Origin of the sequence: Dietzia sp. SLG310A2-38A2 (assembly GCF_014145095.1) — a bacterium.
Taxonomy (GTDB): domain Bacteria; phylum Actinomycetota; class Actinomycetes; order Mycobacteriales; family Mycobacteriaceae; genus Dietzia.
In genome coordinates this window covers 1-16515 of the sequence record NZ_JAALDX010000251.1, presented here as the reverse complement: position 1 = coordinate 16515, position 16515 = coordinate 1, and the positions used below count along the sequence as shown (strand labels likewise).

Sequence of the window (16515 nt, the reverse complement as noted above, 5' to 3'; positions counted from 1 at the left end):
CCCCGTGGCGGAACTCCATCAGGTGCTCCCGCTCGGCCGGCGTGAACCGGCGCGGTCGCTGGGTGGCGAGGTCGAACGCGGCGATAGTGGCCGTGCAGTCGACCGCCGCGGGCGCTGAATCGGGGGTGGCGCGCCCACGGACCTCGTGACGGGCCACGAACATCGCGGCTCCGACCTTCTCGCACCACATGCGCACCCGGATCGGGCCGTCGGCGCGGGTGACCTGGCCGCGGTACTTCACGGTGAGCTCGGTCATCACGGCGCCGGCGGTGAGGGTGGCGGTGGGGATGCCCTCCTCGAAGAGCCACGGGATCCGGGCCTCCTCGAGGAGCGTGATCATCCGCGCGTGGTTGACGTGGTGGTAGAGGTCCTGATCCGACCAGCGGACGGGCATCGCCGCGGTGAACACGCGGCCTCCCGGCTCACCGGAGGCACCGAGGGGTCCCCCGGCCTCGTAGACGAGCTGGTCGCTCACTCCGCGGGCCCCTCGTCAGTGATGGCCGCGCGCTGGTGCGCGGCCTCCAGGACATGACGCACCCCGGTGGGGATCTCGACGGCCGTAGAGGTCGAGGCGTCGTAGGCGACCATCACCACGCGCAGCGCGCAGCAGACCTCGCCCGCGGCGTCGAAGATCGTCTGCCTGATCTGGTACGAGGTGGTCCCGACGTGTTCCACCTCGATCTCCACGTCCACCGACGTCGAGTCCCGCAACACCGGGCGGAGGTGGTCGATCTCGACCCGGCGCACGACCTGCGGCAGGTTGCCGAGCCCGAACGGGCCGAACCGGCTGCGGACGAACAGGATTCGCGCCTCCTGCGCGTACTCGATGTATTTGACGTTGTTCACGTGTCCGAACTGGTCGAAGTCCGCCCACCGCACCTGCAGGGTGCAGCGGAACGTCCCCCGGTCCGGGGTCTGCTCTCCGGGACTCATCTCGCCTCCTCGCGCTCACCGAGCAGCGCCGCGCGCTCCTCGGTACTGATCTCGAGTGTCGTGGTCTCGTCCGGTGCCGTCACCACCAACACGGTGTCGACGACCGCGCACGGCTCCGGGCCCGTGGAATCCGAGCCGATCGAGGTCCTCATGGTGAACGAGGTGCGGCCGACCCGGAGGACCTCGACGTCCACCCACACGCTCGTGGCGCCGTACCCGACGACCCGACGGAAGTCGATCTCCATCCACCGCGCCAGCGAGATCGGCACCCGTGACCCGGGGACGCCGAACTTGTCCCGGAACCACATCAGTCTGGCGTCCTGGGAGAACTCCTGGAACCGCACGTTGTTGACGTGTTGCCCCACGAAGTCCGCGATGCGCAGCGGGATGTGGACGCGGTGGACGACTCCGGGGGTCTGCGTGTCGGGCGCGGCGTGCGATCCCATCCGGGTCAGTCCCGCGTCAGCTTGCGGTGGGTGACCCGGTGCGGGCGGGCGGCGTCGGGGCCCAGACGCTCGACCTTGTTCTCCTCGTAGCCCTCGAAGTTCCCCTCGAACCAGTACCACTGCCCCTCGGCGACGTTGCCCTCCCACGCGAGAATGTGGGTACAGGTGCGGTCGAGGAACCACCGGTCGTGCGAGATCACGACAGCGCACCCGGGGAAGTCCTCGAGGGCGTTCTCGAGGCTGCCCAGGGTCTCGGTGTCGAGGTCGTTAGTCGGCTCGTCCAGCAGGATCAGGTTGCCGCCGACCTTGAGGGTCAGCGCGAGGTTCAGTCGGTTGCGCTCACCGCCGGACAGCACGCCGGCCTTCTTCTGCTGATCCGGGCCCTTGAAGCCGAAGGCGCTCACGTACGCGCGCGACGGCATCTCGTTCTGGCCGACCTCGATGAAGTCATTGCCCTCGGAGACGACCTCCCACACCGACTTCTCGGGGTCGATGTTCGCGCGGGACTGGTCCACATAGCTCAGCTTGACGGTGTCGCCGACCCGCACGGAACCGGCGTCCGGCTCCTCGAGCCCGACGATCGTCTTGAACAGGGTGGTCTTACCCACACCGTTGGGCCCGATCACGCCGACGATGCCGTTGCGCGGCAGGGTGAACGACAGGTCCTTGATCAGGACGCGGTCGTCGAAGCCCTTCTCCAGCTTGTCCGCCTCGACCACGACGTTGCCCAGGCGCGGCGGGGTGGGGATCTGGATCTCCTCGAAGTCCAACTTGCGGTGCTTCTCGGCCTCCGCCGCCATCTCCTCGTACTTGGCCAGTCGCGCCTTGGACTTGGACTGGCGGGCCTTGGCGCCGGAGCGGACCCACTCGAGCTCGGCCTTGAGGCGCTTCTGCAGCTTCTGGTCCTTCTTGCCCTGGACCTCGAGACGCTCTGCCTTCTTCTCCAGGTAGGTGGAGTAGTTGCCCTCGTAGGGGTGCAGCTTGCCGCGGTCGACCTCACAGATCCACTGCGCCACGTGATCGAGGAAGTAGCGGTCGTGTGTGACGGCCAGGACGGCGCCCGGGTAGGCGGCCAGGTGCTGCTCCAACCACAGCACCGACTCGGCGTCGAGGTGGTTGGTGGGCTCATCGAGCAGGAGCAGGTCGGGCTTGCTCAGCAGCAGCTTGCACAGCGCGACGCGGCGCATCTCGCCACCGGACAGGTGGGTGACGGGCGAGTCCCCCGGCGGGCAGCGCAGTGCGTCCATGGCCTGCTCTATCTGGGAGTCCACGTCCCACGCGTCCACCGCGTCGAGCTGCTCCTGGAGCCGCCCCATCTCCTCCATGAGCTCGTCGGTGTAGTCGGTGGCCATCTCCTCGGCCACCGCGTTGTACCGGCGGATCTGCACCATGGTCTCGCCGAGGCCGTCCTCGACGTTCTCCTTGACCGTCTTGGTCTCGTCGAGCACGGGCTCCTGCATGAGGATGCCGACGCTGGCCTCGGGGTCAAGGAACGCCTCGCCGTTGGAGGGCTGGTCGAGACCGGCCATGATCTTGAGGATCGAGGACTTACCCGCGCCGTTGGGCCCCACGACGCCGATCTTCGCACCGGGATAGAAGGACATCGTCACGTCGTCGAGGATCACCTTGTCCCCGTGCGCCTTGCGAACCTTCTTCATCGTGTAAATAAACTCGGCCACTTCTGCCCTCTCACCTGCGCAAATAGTTCACATCGCCGCGGCCGGACCGCGGGCACGACCCCCATGTTACGTGCCCACCCGCAGCCTCGGTGAGCTCGGCGGAGGGCTGCCCGCGGCCCTGCCGGTTCAGACCCGGACCGCCTCCGCGAACCCGCTGTCGGCGGCCTGCCCCTCCGGCGCATCGTCGGCGTCCCGGGAACCGATCTCCATGACGTCCTCCACACCGCCCGTGCCCTGCGACTGCCCCGCCCCCTCCCCGTCGGGCGAGCTGTCGGGCCCCTCCGGTTGGGCCCTGCGCATGGTCACGTCCATCCGCGAGAGGTCCGGGCCCAGGGCGGTGACCCGCATCTCCAGGTCGCGCTGGATCCTGCCGTCCTTCTCGTACTCGTTGGTGAGAAGTCGACCCTGGACGATCACGCCGTCGCCCTTGACCAGCCTCCCGGACGCCCGCTGCGCCAGCCTGCCCCAGCAGTTGGCCGAGAAGTACAGGGTGCCGCCGGTCTTCCACTCCCCGGTGTCGCGGTCCTGGTAGCGGGTGTTGCTGGCCACCCGGAAGGAGAACACCGAGTCCTCTCCGACCCGGCGGGTGGTGGGGTCGGTGATCACGGTTCCGCGGACGGTGGTGTGGGTCTCGTTCATGGTCTCGCTCCTGTCACACTCGGACCGACCGTGCGTCGGCCTCGTGCTCCAGAGCGTGCCCCACCTCGTCGTCGTCGTATCCCGGTCGCACCGCTCGCGGTGCCCGCCCTGTGGAGGGGCGGGAGGGGTGTGGAGCGAGGAGCCCGACGACGACGAGCCGGTCGCCTCTCAGGCCCTGCGGTCGGCGCGGGACATCTCGCCGAGCATCTCGTTGTACGCCTTGAGCTCGGCGTCGTCGTCGCGCTCGGCTTGCCGCTCGCCGCGCCGCGCGTCCCGCATGTCGCTCTGGTACCACTGCCACGCCAGGGCCAACATGACGATGAACAGCGGGATCTCCCCCGCCGCCCACGCGACGCCGCCGCCGACCTGCTGGCTCTGCAGGAGGTCCGGGATCCAGGGCAATCCGATCCCGTCGTACCAGTTCTCGGCGAGCACGGTCTTGTAGTTCATCAGCATGATGCCGAAGAAAGCGTGGAACGGCAGCGAGCTGAGCAGCACCATGAGCTTGTAGAGCGGCGAGAAGTGCCGCGGCGCCGCGTCGACCCCGATGATCACCCAGTAGAACAGGTAGCCGCTGATGAGGAAGTGGACGTTCATGAACATGTGGCCCAGGTGCTCAGATGCCAGGGCCTCGTAGAACCCGCCGAAGTAGATGATGTAGAAACCCGCCACGAACTGCACAGACGCCACGATCGGGTGGGTAAGGAACCGGGAGAGCGGGTTGTTGATGAACTCGACGATCCACTCACGCGGCCCGGGTGGGTTCCCGCGCCCCGCCGCCGGGAGCGCCCGCAGCGCCAGTGTCAGCGGCCCGCCGAGCGCGAGGAGCACCGGCACGAGCATCGAGATGAGCATGTGCCCCACCATGTGGCTGGCGAAGTCGGCCATCATGTACATCCCCATACCGGAGCTGGTGGTGAGGAACAGCAGGACGCAGCCGAGCACCCAGGCCACGGTCCGACCCGCCGGCCACGAGTCTCCGCGACGGCGCAGGGTGATCAGACCCCACACGTACAGGCTCAGCAGGATGACCGCGGCCAGACCCAGCACCAGGTCGAAGCGCCACAGCCCGAGCACGGTGCCGAAGGAGAACGGACCGGGGAGCTCGAAGCCCAGCAGCGCCTCCTGGCGGGTGGGGACGTAGAGCGGCGCCGGCGGCGGCGTGCGGCCGAGCGAGACCGAGAGCCCGATCGTGCCCGCCATCACCACCGTCTCGACCAGCCCGATCCGCAGCAGGGTTCCGCGGTCGACGGGGGCGTTGGCCGATCTGGACTCGATCTTGGCGATGATCCGGCGGCGCATCGCCAGCCCGAACATCGCGAGCAGGACCAGCAGCAGCGCCTTGGCCAGCACGAGCAGCCCGTAGGTCGAGGAGAACAGGTCGGCGGGGTGCAGCCGCACGAGCGCGTTGATGATGCCGGAGAACCCGAGCGCGACGATCGCGATGGTGGCCACCACGGAGTAGCGGCGCAGCGCCAGGGCCACGCGGGAGCCGCCCCGCATGGTGTGGGCGAGCACCGCGACCAGCCCGCCCACGTAGAACGCCGCGGCGAACAGGTGGATGATCAGCGAGTTGGTGGCGATGTCGTGCGCCGTGCTCCCGGAAGCGTGACCCGTGGCCGCCACCGGCAGGAGCGAGAGCACCGACACCCCCAGCCAGATCACCGACCAGCGCCAGCTCAGGGTGAGCCGCTGACCGATCCCGGCCACCAGGGCGATCACCGCCGCCCACCGCCAGGACGAGGCCACGTCGATCTGGTTGATCGCCACGATCCACTGGTCCGGCGGCAGCGACTCCCAGAGCGTGCGCCCGGAGACGTCCGACAGGGTCAGTGGGATGAGCAGCGCCGCGGCCACCGCCCAGGCGATGTTGGCCCACGAGGAGATCCGCTGCGAGCGGTAGCCGTCCACGTCGAGGGTCTTGTCCTTCTGGGGCGGGGTGAAGAACGCCGCGAACAGGGCCGTTCCCACCGCCACCGCCGCGAGCAGCTCGCCCATCGCGCGGACCGCCGGGAGCCCGGCCGTGGTGAGAACGCCCGGGTCCGGGACCCCCACCAGCGCGAGCGCCACCTCGGTGGACATGCCCGAGAGCGGGATCACCACCGCCGCGGCCACCACCGCGAGCAGGATCACCACGGGCACTACGCTGCGGGTCCTGAGCGGTCCGGCGGTGGTGGGTGTCGACTTGGACGACGTCATGGACACCATCGTATTAACCTGATCGCCCCCGGGCCGATTCGTGGCTGCTGCGCACACCCCCGGATCGGCTACCATTCTTCCGGCGACGCCGGACGCGAGCGTCGCAGGCCTCCGTAGCTCAGTGGATAGAGCATCCGGTTTCTACCCGGCTGGTCAGGGGTTCGAATCCTCTCGGGGGCGCACAGGTCAGGGCATGTGACCGGTTCGGTGACCGGCTTCTGTCCAGTTCACCCACCGCGTGGTCAATTCTGATCACGTTCTCCCAGGTGGGGTGTTCCGAAATCCATCGGATGTGACCACTCGCCGAGTGGCACCCTCGATCGCGTCCAATTGACGGGCCTCGCATCGCGGAATCGGCCGGTGGTACGTTCGGAATTCGAGCTGATTCGCAAGGTCAGCCTCGATGACACGGGGTGCCCCTACCGAACGGGGCTGAGATCACACCCGCTGAACCTGAACTCGTTCACACGAGCGGAGGGATGTCACATGCGCTGGTGCACGCTGTGGTGAGTCGTCCGGAAACCACGGCGGTGGCGCTCAATGATCTGGGACACACCTATCCGGGCGCCCGCCACGCGGTTCTCGCGGACCTCGACCTCTCCGTTGCGGAAGGCGAGCACATCGCCGTCGTCGGGCGCAGCGGATGCGGCAAGTCAACGCTCCTGTCCCTGATCGCGGGCCTCGTCGAACCGACGACAGGCACCGCACTCGTCCTCGGCGACCGCCAGCCCGCACGACGCCTGGAGTCCTGCGCGTTGATGCCCCAGGGCGACAGCCTGTTGCCCTGGTTGACCCTGCTCGACAACGTCGCGATCAGTCTCCGTAACCAACGTGTGAGCCGTCGCGCGGCCCGCGCCGAAGCCCAGCGCCTGCTGGACCGCCTGGGTCTGGGCGCCTGGTCCGGGACCCGTCCCGCCGCTCTCAGCGCAGGCATGCGCCAGCGCGCAGCACTCGCGCGCGCCCTGCTGGCGCGCAAACCCGTTCTGCTGGCCGACGAGCCGCTCGGAGCGCTCGACGCGATCACCCGTGCGGACGTCCAACAGTGGTTGCGCGACACCCTCACCGGGACCTCGGCCACGCTCGTCATGGTCACCCACGACGTCGATGAGGCGCTGCTCCTGGCCGAACGCGTGGTCCTGCTGGCACGACGCGAGGCCGACGCCCCGGCGCGTGTGGTCTCCACCTGGCCAGGATGGTTCGGCGACGACCGCCCCCGCGAGGTCCTCCTCGGCGACGAGGGATTCGCTGCAGCCCGCCGGGAAGTGCTCCAGGCCCTGGCCCGGGAGTCACACCTGACCGACGGCGAAACCGCCCGATGACCGTGCGATTCCTCCGGTCCGCCGCTCCCGCCTGCGTGACGATCCTGTTGGTCCTCGCCGCCTGGATCGCGATCACCGCGCTCGAGCTCGTGCCGGACTACGTCATCCCCGCGCCCCGCGCCGTGTTCGACTCGCTCGTGACCACCTGGCCCGACCGGCTCGGTTCCGCCACGCTGCTGACCGCCACCGAGACCGTCATCGGGGTGGTCCTCGGAGTGTTCGTCGCGCTGGCCGTGGTGATCGTCAGCGCGTTCGTTCCCACCGTCGGGCAGGCCATGACCCCCCTGCTGGTCGCCTCCCAGGCCATCCCGGTCATCGTGATCGGCCCGCTGCTGACGATCTCCCTCGGTTACGGAATGGCACCGAAGGTCATCGTCGTCGCCCTGTTGTGTTTCTTCCCGGTGGCGCTCAACCTCCTCTCCGGTGTCCGCACGGTCGACGCCCGGCTGATCGACACGCTGCGGAGCCTGCACGCCACCCGGTGGTCCCTGTTCTGGCGGGTGCGTCTGCCGTTCGCTGCTCCACGCGGCTTCGCCGGACTGCGCGTCGCGGTCACCTTCGCCCCGGTCGCCGCGGTCTTCGCCGAGTACACGGGCTCGACCAACGGCCTGGGTTACCTCATGCTCCAGGCCATCCCCCGGCTCCAGACCGATTTCGTCTTTGCCCAGGTGGTCGTGCTGACGATCATGTCCAGCGTCCTGCTGGCCAGCGTGACCATCCTCGAACGTCTCATCTGCCCGTGGAACACCCCCACCGGGGAAAGGAACCCATCATGACTGACTCACGACCGAGGACGATCCGACGCCGGGCGCTCACACGACCCGGTGTCCGCATGCTCGCGATCGCGGCCGCTGCCGCGGTGGCTCTGACCGGATGTCAGGCACCTGCGAACGACTCCGAGCCGGACGAGACCAGCGCCGCACCGGTCAGCGTCCTTCTCGACTGGAGCGCCAATCCCGACCATGTGGCGCTGTACACCGCGCAGCACACCGGCGCCTACGACGACGCCGGCGTCGATGTGACGTTCATGACGCCGTCCAACACGGCCGACGCCGCGCGGGAAGTGTCCCTGGGGCGCGCCGACCTGGCCATCTCCTACGAGCCCGACACCCTCATCGCCGCGGAGCAGGGCCTCGACGTGGTCTCGGTCGCCGCCCTGATTCCCACGTCGCTGACCTCCCTGATCGCCAGGACGGAGTCGGGAATCACCACCGCAGCAGACCTGGAGGGCAAGACCGTGGGACTGTCGGGTCTGGCCTCGCAGCAGCCGACCCTCGACTTCATCGCCCGGGAGGCCGGGATCGACCCGGGCTCGATTTCCGCCCCCAACGTGCAGCAGAGCCTCAACCAGGCGCTCCTGACGGACCAGGTGGACGCGATCTTCGGAGCCTTCCGCAACATCGAGGGGGTCGAACTCACCGCTCAGGGCGATTTCGTGGTGATGCCCGCCACGGAGCTCGGGGTTCCGGACTACGCGGAGCTGGTGATCATCGCCAACCCGAGCCGCCTCGCCGACGACGCCGACTACGCCGAGCGCGTGCGGGCCTTCCTCGCCGGGACCGCGGCCGGCCAGGCCACGGCTCTGGACGACCGCCAGGCCGCCATCGACTCTCTCACCCCCGAGACCGAGGGCTCCTACGACCCGGACGTGCTGGAGCTGATGATCGACGCCACCCTCGAGCTGCTGCCCGAGGACGGTTTCGGCCGACAGTCGGCCGAGGACTGGGCGGCCTACGCGACGTGGATGCACCAGAACGGACTGCTGGAGACCGAGGTCGACGGCGCCACCGCCACGACCAACGACTACCTGCCCGGAGCCGGAAGCTAGAACCACGCCCCACGGCAGGCCCCGCGGGAGGTCCATGCGAGCCCGCCGTCATCGCGAAGAGCGTCCCGCACACATCGGTCGAGTGAAAATGCGCGAAACGCTCTTCTCGATGGCTCCGGCGGCGGGATTCGGCCTGCCTCAGCTCGGGGAGGCCTCCCGCAGCCGCGCGAGCAGCGGCTCGGCGGCCTCCTCGAGGAACCGGTCCAGGGTCGAGTCGCCGATCTGGATCAACGCGACGTCGGTGTACCCGGCCTCCCAGTAGGGACGCACCTTCTCGACGATCGCGTCCAGATCGGGCCCGCATGCCAACTGCTCGGCCACATCCTCGGGCCGGACGAACTTGGTGGCCGCGGCGAACCCGGCGGTGGTGGGCAGATCGGCGTTGGCGGCCCAGCCTCCGGCGAACCAGCGGAACTGGTCGTGCGCGCGCTCGACGGCCGCCTTCTCCGAGTCGGGGTCCCAGCTGATGGGGATCTGGGCGATCGCGCGGGCCCCGTCACCGATCCGCTTCTGCCCCTCGAGCGCGTTCCATCCCTCGATGTGGGCGGGTTCCGGCTCGGTGGCGATGAGGTGGTCGGCGAGCGGTCCGAGCCGGGCCACGGCCTTCTCCCCGCCGGCGGCCACGCCGATCGGCACCCGCTTCTCGGGCAGGTCCCACAGGCGGGCCGAGTCCACGCGGAAGTGCTCGCCGGAGTAGGTCACCAGGCCGCCGTCGAACAGCTCGCCGATGATCTCCAGCGCCTCCACCGTCATCTCGTGGCGCTCGTCGATCGAGGGCCACCGCTGCCCGACCACGTGCTCGTTGAGGTTCTCCCCCGCGCCGATGCCCAGCATGAAACGGCCGTCGGACATGATCTGCATGGTGGCGGCCTTCTGCGCCACCACCGCGGGGTGGTAGCGCAGGATCGGGCAGGTCACGTAGGTGCACAGGTCCACCCGCTCGGTCACGTGCGCCACGGCACCCAGGACGCTCCACACGTACGGCGCGTGCCCCTGCGAGCTCAGCCACGGGAAGTAGTGGTCCGAGGCCACCTCGAAGTCGAATCCCGCCTGCTCGGCCTTGGCCGCGTAGCGCACGAGTTCCTTGGGGCCGGACTGTTCGGTCATGAGGGTGTATCCGAAACGTGTCATGAATCCGAGGGTGCGCCGGGCACGGCCCTGTCGCCACCGGTTGCCACCCGCGCGGGGGCCGGGCACGGTCGGACGCATGACCACCTCACCGCGCGCCCTGCTCCTCGACGTCGACGGCACCCTGGTCGACTCCACCTACGTCCACGTCTGGACCTGGCACCGCGCCCTCATCGAGGCGGGCGCGCCGGTGCCCTTCGTGGAGGTGCACCACCGGATCGGCAAGGACGGGTCCACGTTGGTGGCCGAACTGTTGGACATCGCGGGAGTCGACGACGACGAGGACCGCGATCGCGTGGCGAGCCGGGCCAAGGATCTGCATTCCAAGTATTACGCCGAGGCCGGGGACTCGCTCCGCCTCCTGCCCGGCGCCCGCGAGCTCGTGCGCGGCGCCAAGGAGCAGGGGTGGGTCACCGTGCTCGCCACCTCGGCCCCGCCGTCGGAGTTCGCCGAGGCCCGCGAACTGCTCGACGTGGACGATGCAGTGGACGCCGTGACCACCGGTGAGGACGTCGACCAGGCCAAGCCCGATCCCACCATCGTGGCCATCGCCTTGGAGCGCTCCGGTGTCGACGCCGAGAACGCGATCATGGTGGGCGACGCGACCTGGGACGCGATCGCGGCCACCAAGCTGGGCATCCGCTCGGTGGCCGTGCGCACAGGCGGCATCGGCGACGCCGAACTGCGCGAGGCCGGTTTCTCCGACATCGCCGACGACGCCGCGGGGGTGCTCGCCCTCCTGACCTCCGGCACGCTCTGACCCCCTCTCGGGTTGCGCGTCCCCTTTGACACCTTCCCCGCACGCCGAGGGGCGCACGAGCCGGAGGAGTGCGCAAGCCGGAGGGGCGCGCAAGTCTGGCGGCTGAGCGTCCGGGCGGGACGCCGAGGCGAGTGAGTCGAGCGGTGGGGCCCCGGGGTCAGGCGGAGCCCGTCCACTTGCCCGAGGCCTCGGCGCGGGTCGGGGTCCGCACGGACAGCAGCAGGAGCAGGCCCACGAGCAGAACCAGGGCGATCCCGGCGATCCCCGCGCGATCGGTGCCGAAACCCCACGTGAACAGGCCGAACAGCGCCGGGGCGAGAAACGAGACCGCACGCCCGGTGGTCGCGTAGAGCCCGAACATCTGGCCGTCGCTGCCCGGCGGCGCCAGGCGGGCCAGGAACGAGCGCGACGCCGACTGCGCCGGGCCCACGAACAGGCACATGAGCAGCCCGAAGAGCCAGAACATGGCGGTGCCGTCGACGAACAACAGGACGGTCATGGTGCCGAGCATCGCCGCGAGTGAGCCGATGATCACCGCCTTCGGCCCCACCAGGTCGTCCAGGACTCCCGCGACCGCCGCGCCCAGGGCCGCCACCACGTTGGCGGCCACCCCGAACAGCAGCACATCGCCCGGCGCGAGGCCGTACACCGTGACGGCCAGGATCGCCCCGAAGGTGAATACCCCCGCCAGCCCGTCGCGGAAGATCGCACTGGCCACGAGGAACTTCACGGTCCGCGGGTCGCGGCGCCACAGTGCCTTGAGGTCCCGCCAGAGGATGCGGTAGGACTCGCGGAAGCCAGCCTCGTCGTCGTCGCCCTTCCTCCCCCGGGGCCGGTTCTCCGGCACCGACCGCAGCACCGGCAGCGCGAACAACGCGAACCACACCGCGGCCACCAGACACACCAGCCGCACGTTGAGGCCGCCGTCGGTGGAGATGCCCAGCAGTCCTCGCTCGTCGCCGTCCCCGGAGATGAAGCCGAGGAACGCGGCGAGCAACAGGAAGATCCCGCCGAAGTAGCCCATCGCCCACCCGAACCCGGAGACCCGCCCCACGGTGGCCGGGGTGGAGACCTGCCGGAGCATCGCAAAATATGACACTTCAGCAAATTCGAAGGTGATCGACCCCAGTGCGAGCAACAGCAGCCCGACGAAGAACCACGGGTAGGGCGCGTCCGAGTCGACGAGGAACATCAGCGCGGTCAGCGCCACGGTGAGGTAGGTCCAGATCGCCAGCGACCGCCGGCGACGCCCGCCCCGGTCCGCGCGCTGGCCCATCACCGGCGCGGTCAGCGCGATCACCAGCCCGGCCAGTGCGATCGAGATCGACAGCCAGGTGGCGGCCGAGAACGGACCGTCGAGGTCCGCCCCGACCGAGTCGGTGAGGTAGACGGAGAAGACGAAGGTGACGATCACCGCGTTGAACGCCGCCGAGCCCCAGTCCCACATCGCCCAGGAGAAGACCTGGCCGCGGGTGGCGGGCCCGGGATCGGGCGAGAACGACGACGAGGTGGCGGTTTCTGGAGGGGGCGGTGTCCCGGTGCTGCTCACGCCCTAGAACCTAGTGCCTGGCAGTTCGTCTGAGGCCTCGAGAGCGCAGGTGGCGGGCCCATTTCCGCTGCTATGGTCGGTGCACATTCGGTGAATGCGAGGCATTAGTGACCTGGTCCGTGTGGTTGGCCCTGACGGGCGCACTGCCTTCTATCGCGGTGCTTGTTGCGGTGCGCAGCTTCCGCAGATCCACTGATCCGCTGGCGCGCGGTGGTCATGTCCTCATCATCGGCCTGGTGGTGCTCCTCTCACTGTCGACCGGTGCTCACCTCGCACCACCGGACGACTTCTTTAGTTGGCTCGGCGGAAGCCTGGTGTTGGGCCCGCTCTTCTACCTTCTCGGCAGGCTTCTGGGCAGGGCCGCGCGCGACTCCGCGGCGGGCGGTCAAGACTCGATGAGCAGCCAGACGGACCACGAGGGAGCACTCCCGTTCCGCCAGGGGTGAGCACCGGCGGCAGTTGATCAGCCCGGGTGGCGAGTGGCCTCGTTCACCGGGGCCGCGCTCGTCGTCGTCACCGACTCCCCCGTTCACGACCCTCGCCGGTACGCTCACCCTCGGCCCTGACCACCTGACCCGAGGACGCATGATGCCGCTTCCCCTGCCCACCGCGACGAATAGTGCTGTCGTCACCGGCGCCTCCTCCGGGATCGGCATGGCGCTGGCCGCCGAGTTGGCCCGCCGCGGGCACTCCCTGATCGTGGTGGCGCGGCGCGGCGAGGTCTTGGAGGAGCTCAGGGAGCGGCTGGAGCGGGAGTCTGGGGTGACAGTCGAGGTGCGGGCGTGCGATCTGTCCGATCCGGCCGAGCGGGCTCCGCTGCTGGAGGAGCTGGCGGGCCGCGAGATCTCGATCCTGTGCAACAACGCCGGGATCGCGACGTTCGGCCCGGTCGCCGCGCTCGATCCCCACTACGAGAAGAGCCAGGTGCAGGTCAACGCTGTGGCGTGCCACGACCTCGTACTGGCCGTCCTGCCAGGGATGGTCGAGCGTGGCTCGGGCGCGATTCTCAACGTGGGCTCGGCGGCCGGCAACATGCCCATCCCCAACAACGCCACCTACGCCGCCACCAAGGCGTTCCTCAACACCTTCTCCGAGTCGCTGCGCGGGGAGCTCAAGGGCTCCGGGGTCAACGTGACGCTTCTGGCGCCCGGCCCGGTGCGCACCGAGGAGATCGTCGAGGAGGACAAGACCTTCGTCGACCGCCTGGTCCCCGATCGCTTCTGGGTGGACACCACGTACACCGCCCGGATCTCCCTGGACGCGCTCTCCCGGAACAAGATGCGCGTGGTCCCGGGACCCCTGGGCCAGGCCATGTCCGTGGCGGGCAACTACACCCCGCGCGCGCTCATGGCCCCTGTGGTGGGGCGGTTCTACGCCAAGCTCGGAGAGGGGCAGGCGGAGGGCTGATCCTCCGGGTCCGGTCAGGCGGGCGATATCCGGCCCTCCTCTCATGCGGGCGGTGGCGGGCCGAGCCAGCGGATCCCGTCTGGCCCCTCCCGGTCCGCCGACGGCAGTGCCAGCGGCAGGAAGTCCTCATCAATCACCGCGCCTGCGACGTCTTCAGGGTCGGAAGGCGAGAAACCTCGCCGCAACTCCCGGAGGTTCCAGTGCCTCCCCACCCGAACCGGCCCGCCCCGCGCGGAACGAATCTCCGGGTATGACCAGACCAGGGTCACCGCGCCGTCCGTCATGGTGAGCTCGTCCACCCGATAGGGCGAGTCGTCTGGGTGCGCCATCTCCATCCCCGGCGCGGGGTGGAGGGCGAGATGCCGCGCGAACGCCTGGCCGAAGATCGAGTTCCACAAGAGTTCATCGTCATCCGCTGCAGATCCCAGCCCGAGATCACTCACCTGGCGTGCGACCACCGACCGGAAGAGGTCGTCGGCAGGATCGGCCAGGCCGACAAAGTGCCCGGCCAGTTCGTGTCCCACGAAGCCGATGAGCTCCGAGATCGCCGCGACCACTGCGGCCGCCGTCGACGGGGTGACGCGAGCGTCGTTCGCGAAGGCGCTCATGCCAGCGCCGGCTGATTCGAAACCGGGAACGTGCCGGGACCGCAGGCAACCGAGAAACGGGGCGGCCACTTCACCGGCGGCCGGGATGGTCTCGCGCGGTGCCACATACCCGGGGATCGGAGTGCCGTAGATGAGCTGGAACTCGTGCGGTGCTCGCAGGCCCCAGCCGCGGAGGGCTTCCGCGAGACGGCTCCACAGTTCGACGTCGGAACCGGCGTCGGGATTTCCGGCCGCGGCGTCACCGTCGTCATCCGCGATCTCGGCTTCGGCCTCAGCCGCGCGGAGAGCGCCGGCCAGGTCGCGGTAGCTCTCGAGGATCATCGCGGTGAGCAGGTCCTCCCTGGACGGGAAGTAGCGGTAGATCGCGGAGGAGACCATCCCGACCTCGCGGGCGACCGAGCGCATCGACAAACCCACCCCGCCGACCCTCGCGATTTCCTCCCGCGCGGCGACGAGGATCCGTTCGATGGTCTCGGCCCTGGCCTCGTCTCGTTTGCCCATGCCGCGAGTGTTCCAGAAAACCGAGAGCGGCGCTCTTGCATTGCGACCGGACCAGGCCTACTGTGAGCGTCAACCCATAACGAGAGCGGTGCTCTCCATTGCCGCTGGAGGTCCGATGTCTGATCCGAAACCCACCCATGTATCTCGCCGGTCATCGGCCGTCCTCGCCGTCACCTCAGGTGTCCTCATGGCCGGGTACCTGCTGCTGCGCCCCTACGGTGACGCGGACGGCGGGGAGACCCTCGCCGCGGCTGAGGCGTTCTCCTCGACCCTGTGGATCGCCTCCCACCTCGCGGGAGCGGCCGCGCTCGTGTCCCTGGCCGCATTCTGGTCGCTGCAGACCTCAGGGCCACTCCGGTGGACGGGACCCGTGGGCGTCGCGCTCGTCCTGCCGTACTACGGCGCCGAGACGTTCGCGCTGCACGAGATCGGGGCCCGGGCCCTGGCCGGCGACCCCGACGTGCTCGACCTCGTGGCCGCTGTTCGTGACAACCCCGCTGCTGTGGCCCTCTTCGCGGCGGGACTCATCACACTGGCAGTGGCCGGGATCGCGGCGGCGATCTCATGGCGTCGGGCACATCGACCGGGCCGAGCGGCCGGTGCCCTCCTCCCGCTCGCCGTGATCGCTGCGCTGTTCCTGCCGCAGTTCTTCCTCCCGCCCGCCGGCCGGATGGCCTACGGGCTCGTCTTTGCGGCCGCGGCCGTCTACGCGGCGACTACCGCGGCCTCTGCCGGCCGCGACACGACCGGACCGTCACCGGTCGGACGCCGGTCCGCCGCCGAGCCCAGCAGGGTGCGGCAGGGTGCGGCAGGGCTGAGCCTGATCCTCCGGGGCCGGGCCGCGCGTCCTGCGGCGATATAGTCGAACGATGCCAGAGTCGAACCCCGGTCCCACCCCTGTCGCGACGTCCACCCCGACGCCCCACAAGGAATCCAAGAACGACCGGATCGTGTGGATCGACTGCGAGATGACCGGCCTCGACACCGCGAACGACGCGCTGGTGGAGATCGCCGCCCTGGTCACCGACTCCGAACTCAACGTCCTGGGCGACGGCGTGGACATCGTCATCCACACCTCCGACGCCAAGCTGGCCGCGATGCTCCCGGTGGTGCGGGAAATGCACTCCTCATCGGGCCTGACCGAGGAGATCCGCGCCTCGGCCGTGACGGTGGCGGAGGCCGAGAGAGAGGTCCTGGACTACATCCGCGCCTGGGTCCCGGTGGGCGGGACCGCTCCCCTCGCCGGCAACTCGATCGGCACTGACCGCGGTTTCCTTGCCCGGGACATGCCCGAGCTCAACTCCTACCTGCACTACCGGATGATCGACGTGAGCTCGATCAAGGAGCTGTGCCGCCGCTGGTACCCGCGCATCTACTTCGGCCAGCCCGAGAAGGGCATGTCCCACCGTGCCCTGGCCGACATCAAGGAGTCGATCCGCGAGTTGAAGTACTACCGCGCCACGGCGTTCGTGCCGCAGCCGGGCCCGACCACCGACGAGGTGCGCGCCGCCGCCGGCGC

General features: G+C 69.4%; 17 protein-coding genes, 1 tRNA gene and 1 riboswitch. Of the genes, 9 read left to right on the top strand and 9 right to left on the bottom strand.

Annotation, left to right across the window (positions count from 1 at the left end):
• The 6 genes from G6027_RS09305 to G6027_RS09280 all read right to left on the bottom strand — a co-directional run.
• Positions 1 to 475 (bottom strand): thioesterase family protein (locus G6027_RS09305; protein WP_182636921.1); only part of this gene is annotated, 475 nt, incomplete at its 3' end.
• On the bottom strand, positions 472 to 933 hold the full coding sequence (locus G6027_RS09300) for a thioesterase family protein (protein ID WP_179524888.1): 462 nt from the start codon (positions 931 to 933) through the stop codon (positions 472 to 474). The genes G6027_RS09305 and G6027_RS09300, both read right to left, overlap by 4 nt.
• The gene (locus G6027_RS09295) at positions 930 to 1379 is read right to left on the bottom strand and encodes a hotdog domain-containing protein (RefSeq protein ID WP_182636920.1); all 450 of its coding nucleotides are present in this window, start codon (positions 1377 to 1379) and stop codon (positions 930 to 932) included. Before G6027_RS09295 ends, G6027_RS09300 begins: the two co-directional genes overlap by 4 nt.
• 5 nt (positions 1380 to 1384) lie before the next feature.
• Positions 1385 to 3058 carry an energy-dependent translational throttle protein EttA gene (gene ettA / locus G6027_RS09290; protein ID WP_182636919.1) on the bottom strand — a complete coding sequence of 558 codons (1674 nt, stop codon included), beginning with the start codon at positions 3056 to 3058 and terminating at the stop codon, positions 1385 to 1387.
• Between the two features lie 126 nt (positions 3059 to 3184).
• Positions 3185 to 3697, bottom strand: a complete 513-nt coding sequence (locus G6027_RS09285; protein ID WP_182636918.1) for a single-stranded DNA-binding protein — start codon at positions 3695 to 3697, stop codon at positions 3185 to 3187.
• A 168-nt stretch (positions 3698 to 3865) separates the two neighbouring features.
• Positions 3866 to 5896, bottom strand: coding sequence for a cytochrome c oxidase assembly protein (locus G6027_RS09280; RefSeq protein ID WP_182636917.1), 2031 nt, complete (start codon positions 5894 to 5896; stop codon positions 3866 to 3868).
• Between the two features lie 107 nt (positions 5897 to 6003).
• Between G6027_RS09280 and G6027_RS09275 the strand changes: the two genes are divergently transcribed.
• The 4 genes from G6027_RS09275 to G6027_RS09260 all read left to right on the top strand — a co-directional run bounded on the left by G6027_RS09275 (position 6004) and on the right by G6027_RS09260 (position 9043).
• Positions 6004 to 6076: transfer RNA gene (locus G6027_RS09275), tRNA-Arg, on the top strand.
• Between the two features lie 219 nt (positions 6077 to 6295).
• Positions 6296 to 6393, top strand: a riboswitch (TPP riboswitch).
• Positions 6394 to 6402: 9 nt separating this feature from the next.
• Positions 6403 to 7215 carry an ATP-binding cassette domain-containing protein gene (locus tag G6027_RS09270; RefSeq protein WP_346995673.1) on the top strand — a complete coding sequence of 271 codons (813 nt, stop codon included), beginning with the start codon at positions 6403 to 6405 and terminating at the stop codon, positions 7213 to 7215.
• Positions 7212 to 7991: an ABC transporter permease gene (locus G6027_RS09265; RefSeq protein WP_182636915.1), complete on the top strand. Its 780-nt coding sequence runs from the start codon at positions 7212 to 7214 to the stop codon at positions 7989 to 7991. The genes G6027_RS09270 and G6027_RS09265 overlap by 4 nt, the downstream gene beginning before the upstream one ends.
• On the top strand, positions 7988 to 9043 hold the full coding sequence (locus tag G6027_RS09260) for an ABC transporter substrate-binding protein (protein ID WP_182636914.1): 1056 nt from the start codon (positions 7988 to 7990) through the stop codon (positions 9041 to 9043). Before G6027_RS09265 ends, G6027_RS09260 begins: the two co-directional genes overlap by 4 nt.
• Positions 9044 to 9181: 138 nt before the next feature.
• On the opposite strand, the gene G6027_RS09255 is transcribed toward G6027_RS09260, so the two are convergent.
• A complete protein-coding gene (locus G6027_RS09255; RefSeq protein ID WP_182636913.1) occupies positions 9182 to 10174 on the bottom strand; it encodes a TIGR03557 family F420-dependent LLM class oxidoreductase in 993 nt (330 codons plus the stop codon).
• Between the two features lie 76 nt (positions 10175 to 10250).
• Between G6027_RS09255 and G6027_RS09250 the strand changes: the two genes are divergently transcribed.
• A complete protein-coding gene (locus tag G6027_RS09250; RefSeq protein WP_182636912.1) occupies positions 10251 to 10931 on the top strand; it encodes an HAD family hydrolase in 681 nt (226 codons plus the stop codon).
• Between the two features lie 157 nt (positions 10932 to 11088).
• On the opposite strand, the gene G6027_RS09245 is transcribed toward G6027_RS09250, so the two are convergent.
• Entirely contained in the window at positions 11089 to 12378 is a 1290-nt protein-coding gene (locus tag G6027_RS09245) for an MFS transporter (protein WP_182636923.1), read from the bottom strand.
• A 209-nt stretch (positions 12379 to 12587) separates the two neighbouring features.
• Here G6027_RS09245 and G6027_RS09240 point away from each other — a divergent pair, with 209 nt between their 5' ends.
• Together G6027_RS09240 and cmrA are read left to right on the top strand one after the other, a co-directional pair.
• Positions 12588 to 12926, top strand: a complete 339-nt coding sequence (locus tag G6027_RS09240; RefSeq protein WP_182636911.1) for a hypothetical protein — start codon at positions 12588 to 12590, stop codon at positions 12924 to 12926.
• Between the two features lie 142 nt (positions 12927 to 13068).
• Positions 13069 to 13887 carry a mycolate reductase gene (cmrA, locus tag G6027_RS09235; protein ID WP_182636922.1) on the top strand — a complete coding sequence of 273 codons (819 nt, stop codon included), beginning with the start codon at positions 13069 to 13071 and terminating at the stop codon, positions 13885 to 13887.
• Positions 13888 to 13928: 41 nt separating this feature from the next.
• Here cmrA and G6027_RS18785 read toward each other — a convergent pair whose 3' ends face one another.
• Entirely contained in the window at positions 13929 to 14996 is a 1068-nt protein-coding gene (locus G6027_RS18785; RefSeq protein ID WP_241726982.1) for a TetR/AcrR family transcriptional regulator, read from the bottom strand.
• 115 nt (positions 14997 to 15111) lie between these two features.
• Here G6027_RS18785 and G6027_RS09225 point away from each other — a divergent pair, with 115 nt between their 5' ends.
• Positions 15112 to 15858 carry a hypothetical protein gene (locus tag G6027_RS09225; protein ID WP_182636910.1) on the top strand — a complete coding sequence of 249 codons (747 nt, stop codon included), beginning with the start codon at positions 15112 to 15114 and terminating at the stop codon, positions 15856 to 15858.
• A gap of 106 nt (positions 15859 to 15964) precedes the next feature.
• Positions 15965 to 16515 (top strand): oligoribonuclease (gene orn, locus G6027_RS09220; protein ID WP_241726983.1); only part of this gene is annotated, 551 nt, incomplete at its 3' end.

What these genes read in the sequence shown, in the direction of transcription:
- G6027_RS09300 (WP_179524888.1), bottom strand. Translation starts at nt 933, where the DNA reads ATGAGTCCCGGAGAGCAGACCCCGGACCGGGGGACGTTCCGCTGCACC.
- G6027_RS09295 (WP_182636920.1), bottom strand. Translation starts at nt 1,379, where the DNA reads ATGGGATCGCACGCCGCGCCCGACACGCAGACCCCCGGAGTCGTCCAC.
- G6027_RS09285 (WP_182636918.1), bottom strand. Translation starts at nt 3,697, where the DNA reads ATGAACGAGACCCACACCACCGTCCGCGGAACCGTGATCACCGACCCC.
- G6027_RS09280 (WP_182636917.1), bottom strand. Translation starts at nt 5,896, where the DNA reads ATGACGTCGTCCAAGTCGACACCCACCACCGCCGGACCGCTCAGGACC.
- G6027_RS09265 (WP_182636915.1), top strand. Translation starts at nt 7,212, where the DNA reads ATGACCGTGCGATTCCTCCGGTCCGCCGCTCCCGCCTGCGTGACGATC.
- G6027_RS09260 (WP_182636914.1), top strand. Translation starts at nt 7,988, where the DNA reads ATGACTGACTCACGACCGAGGACGATCCGACGCCGGGCGCTCACACGA.
- G6027_RS09255 (WP_182636913.1), bottom strand. Translation starts at nt 10,174, where the DNA reads ATGACACGTTTCGGATACACCCTCATGACCGAACAGTCCGGCCCCAAG.
- G6027_RS09250 (WP_182636912.1), top strand. Translation starts at nt 10,251, where the DNA reads ATGACCACCTCACCGCGCGCCCTGCTCCTCGACGTCGACGGCACCCTG.
- G6027_RS09245 (WP_182636923.1), bottom strand. Translation starts at nt 12,378, where the DNA reads ATGTGGGACTGGGGCTCGGCGGCGTTCAACGCGGTGATCGTCACCTTC.
- cmrA (WP_182636922.1), top strand. Translation starts at nt 13,069, where the DNA reads ATGCCGCTTCCCCTGCCCACCGCGACGAATAGTGCTGTCGTCACCGGC.
- G6027_RS18785 (WP_241726982.1), bottom strand. Translation starts at nt 14,996, where the DNA reads ATGGGCAAACGAGACGAGGCCAGGGCCGAGACCATCGAACGGATCCTC.
- G6027_RS09225 (WP_182636910.1), top strand. Translation starts at nt 15,112, where the DNA reads ATGTCTGATCCGAAACCCACCCATGTATCTCGCCGGTCATCGGCCGTC.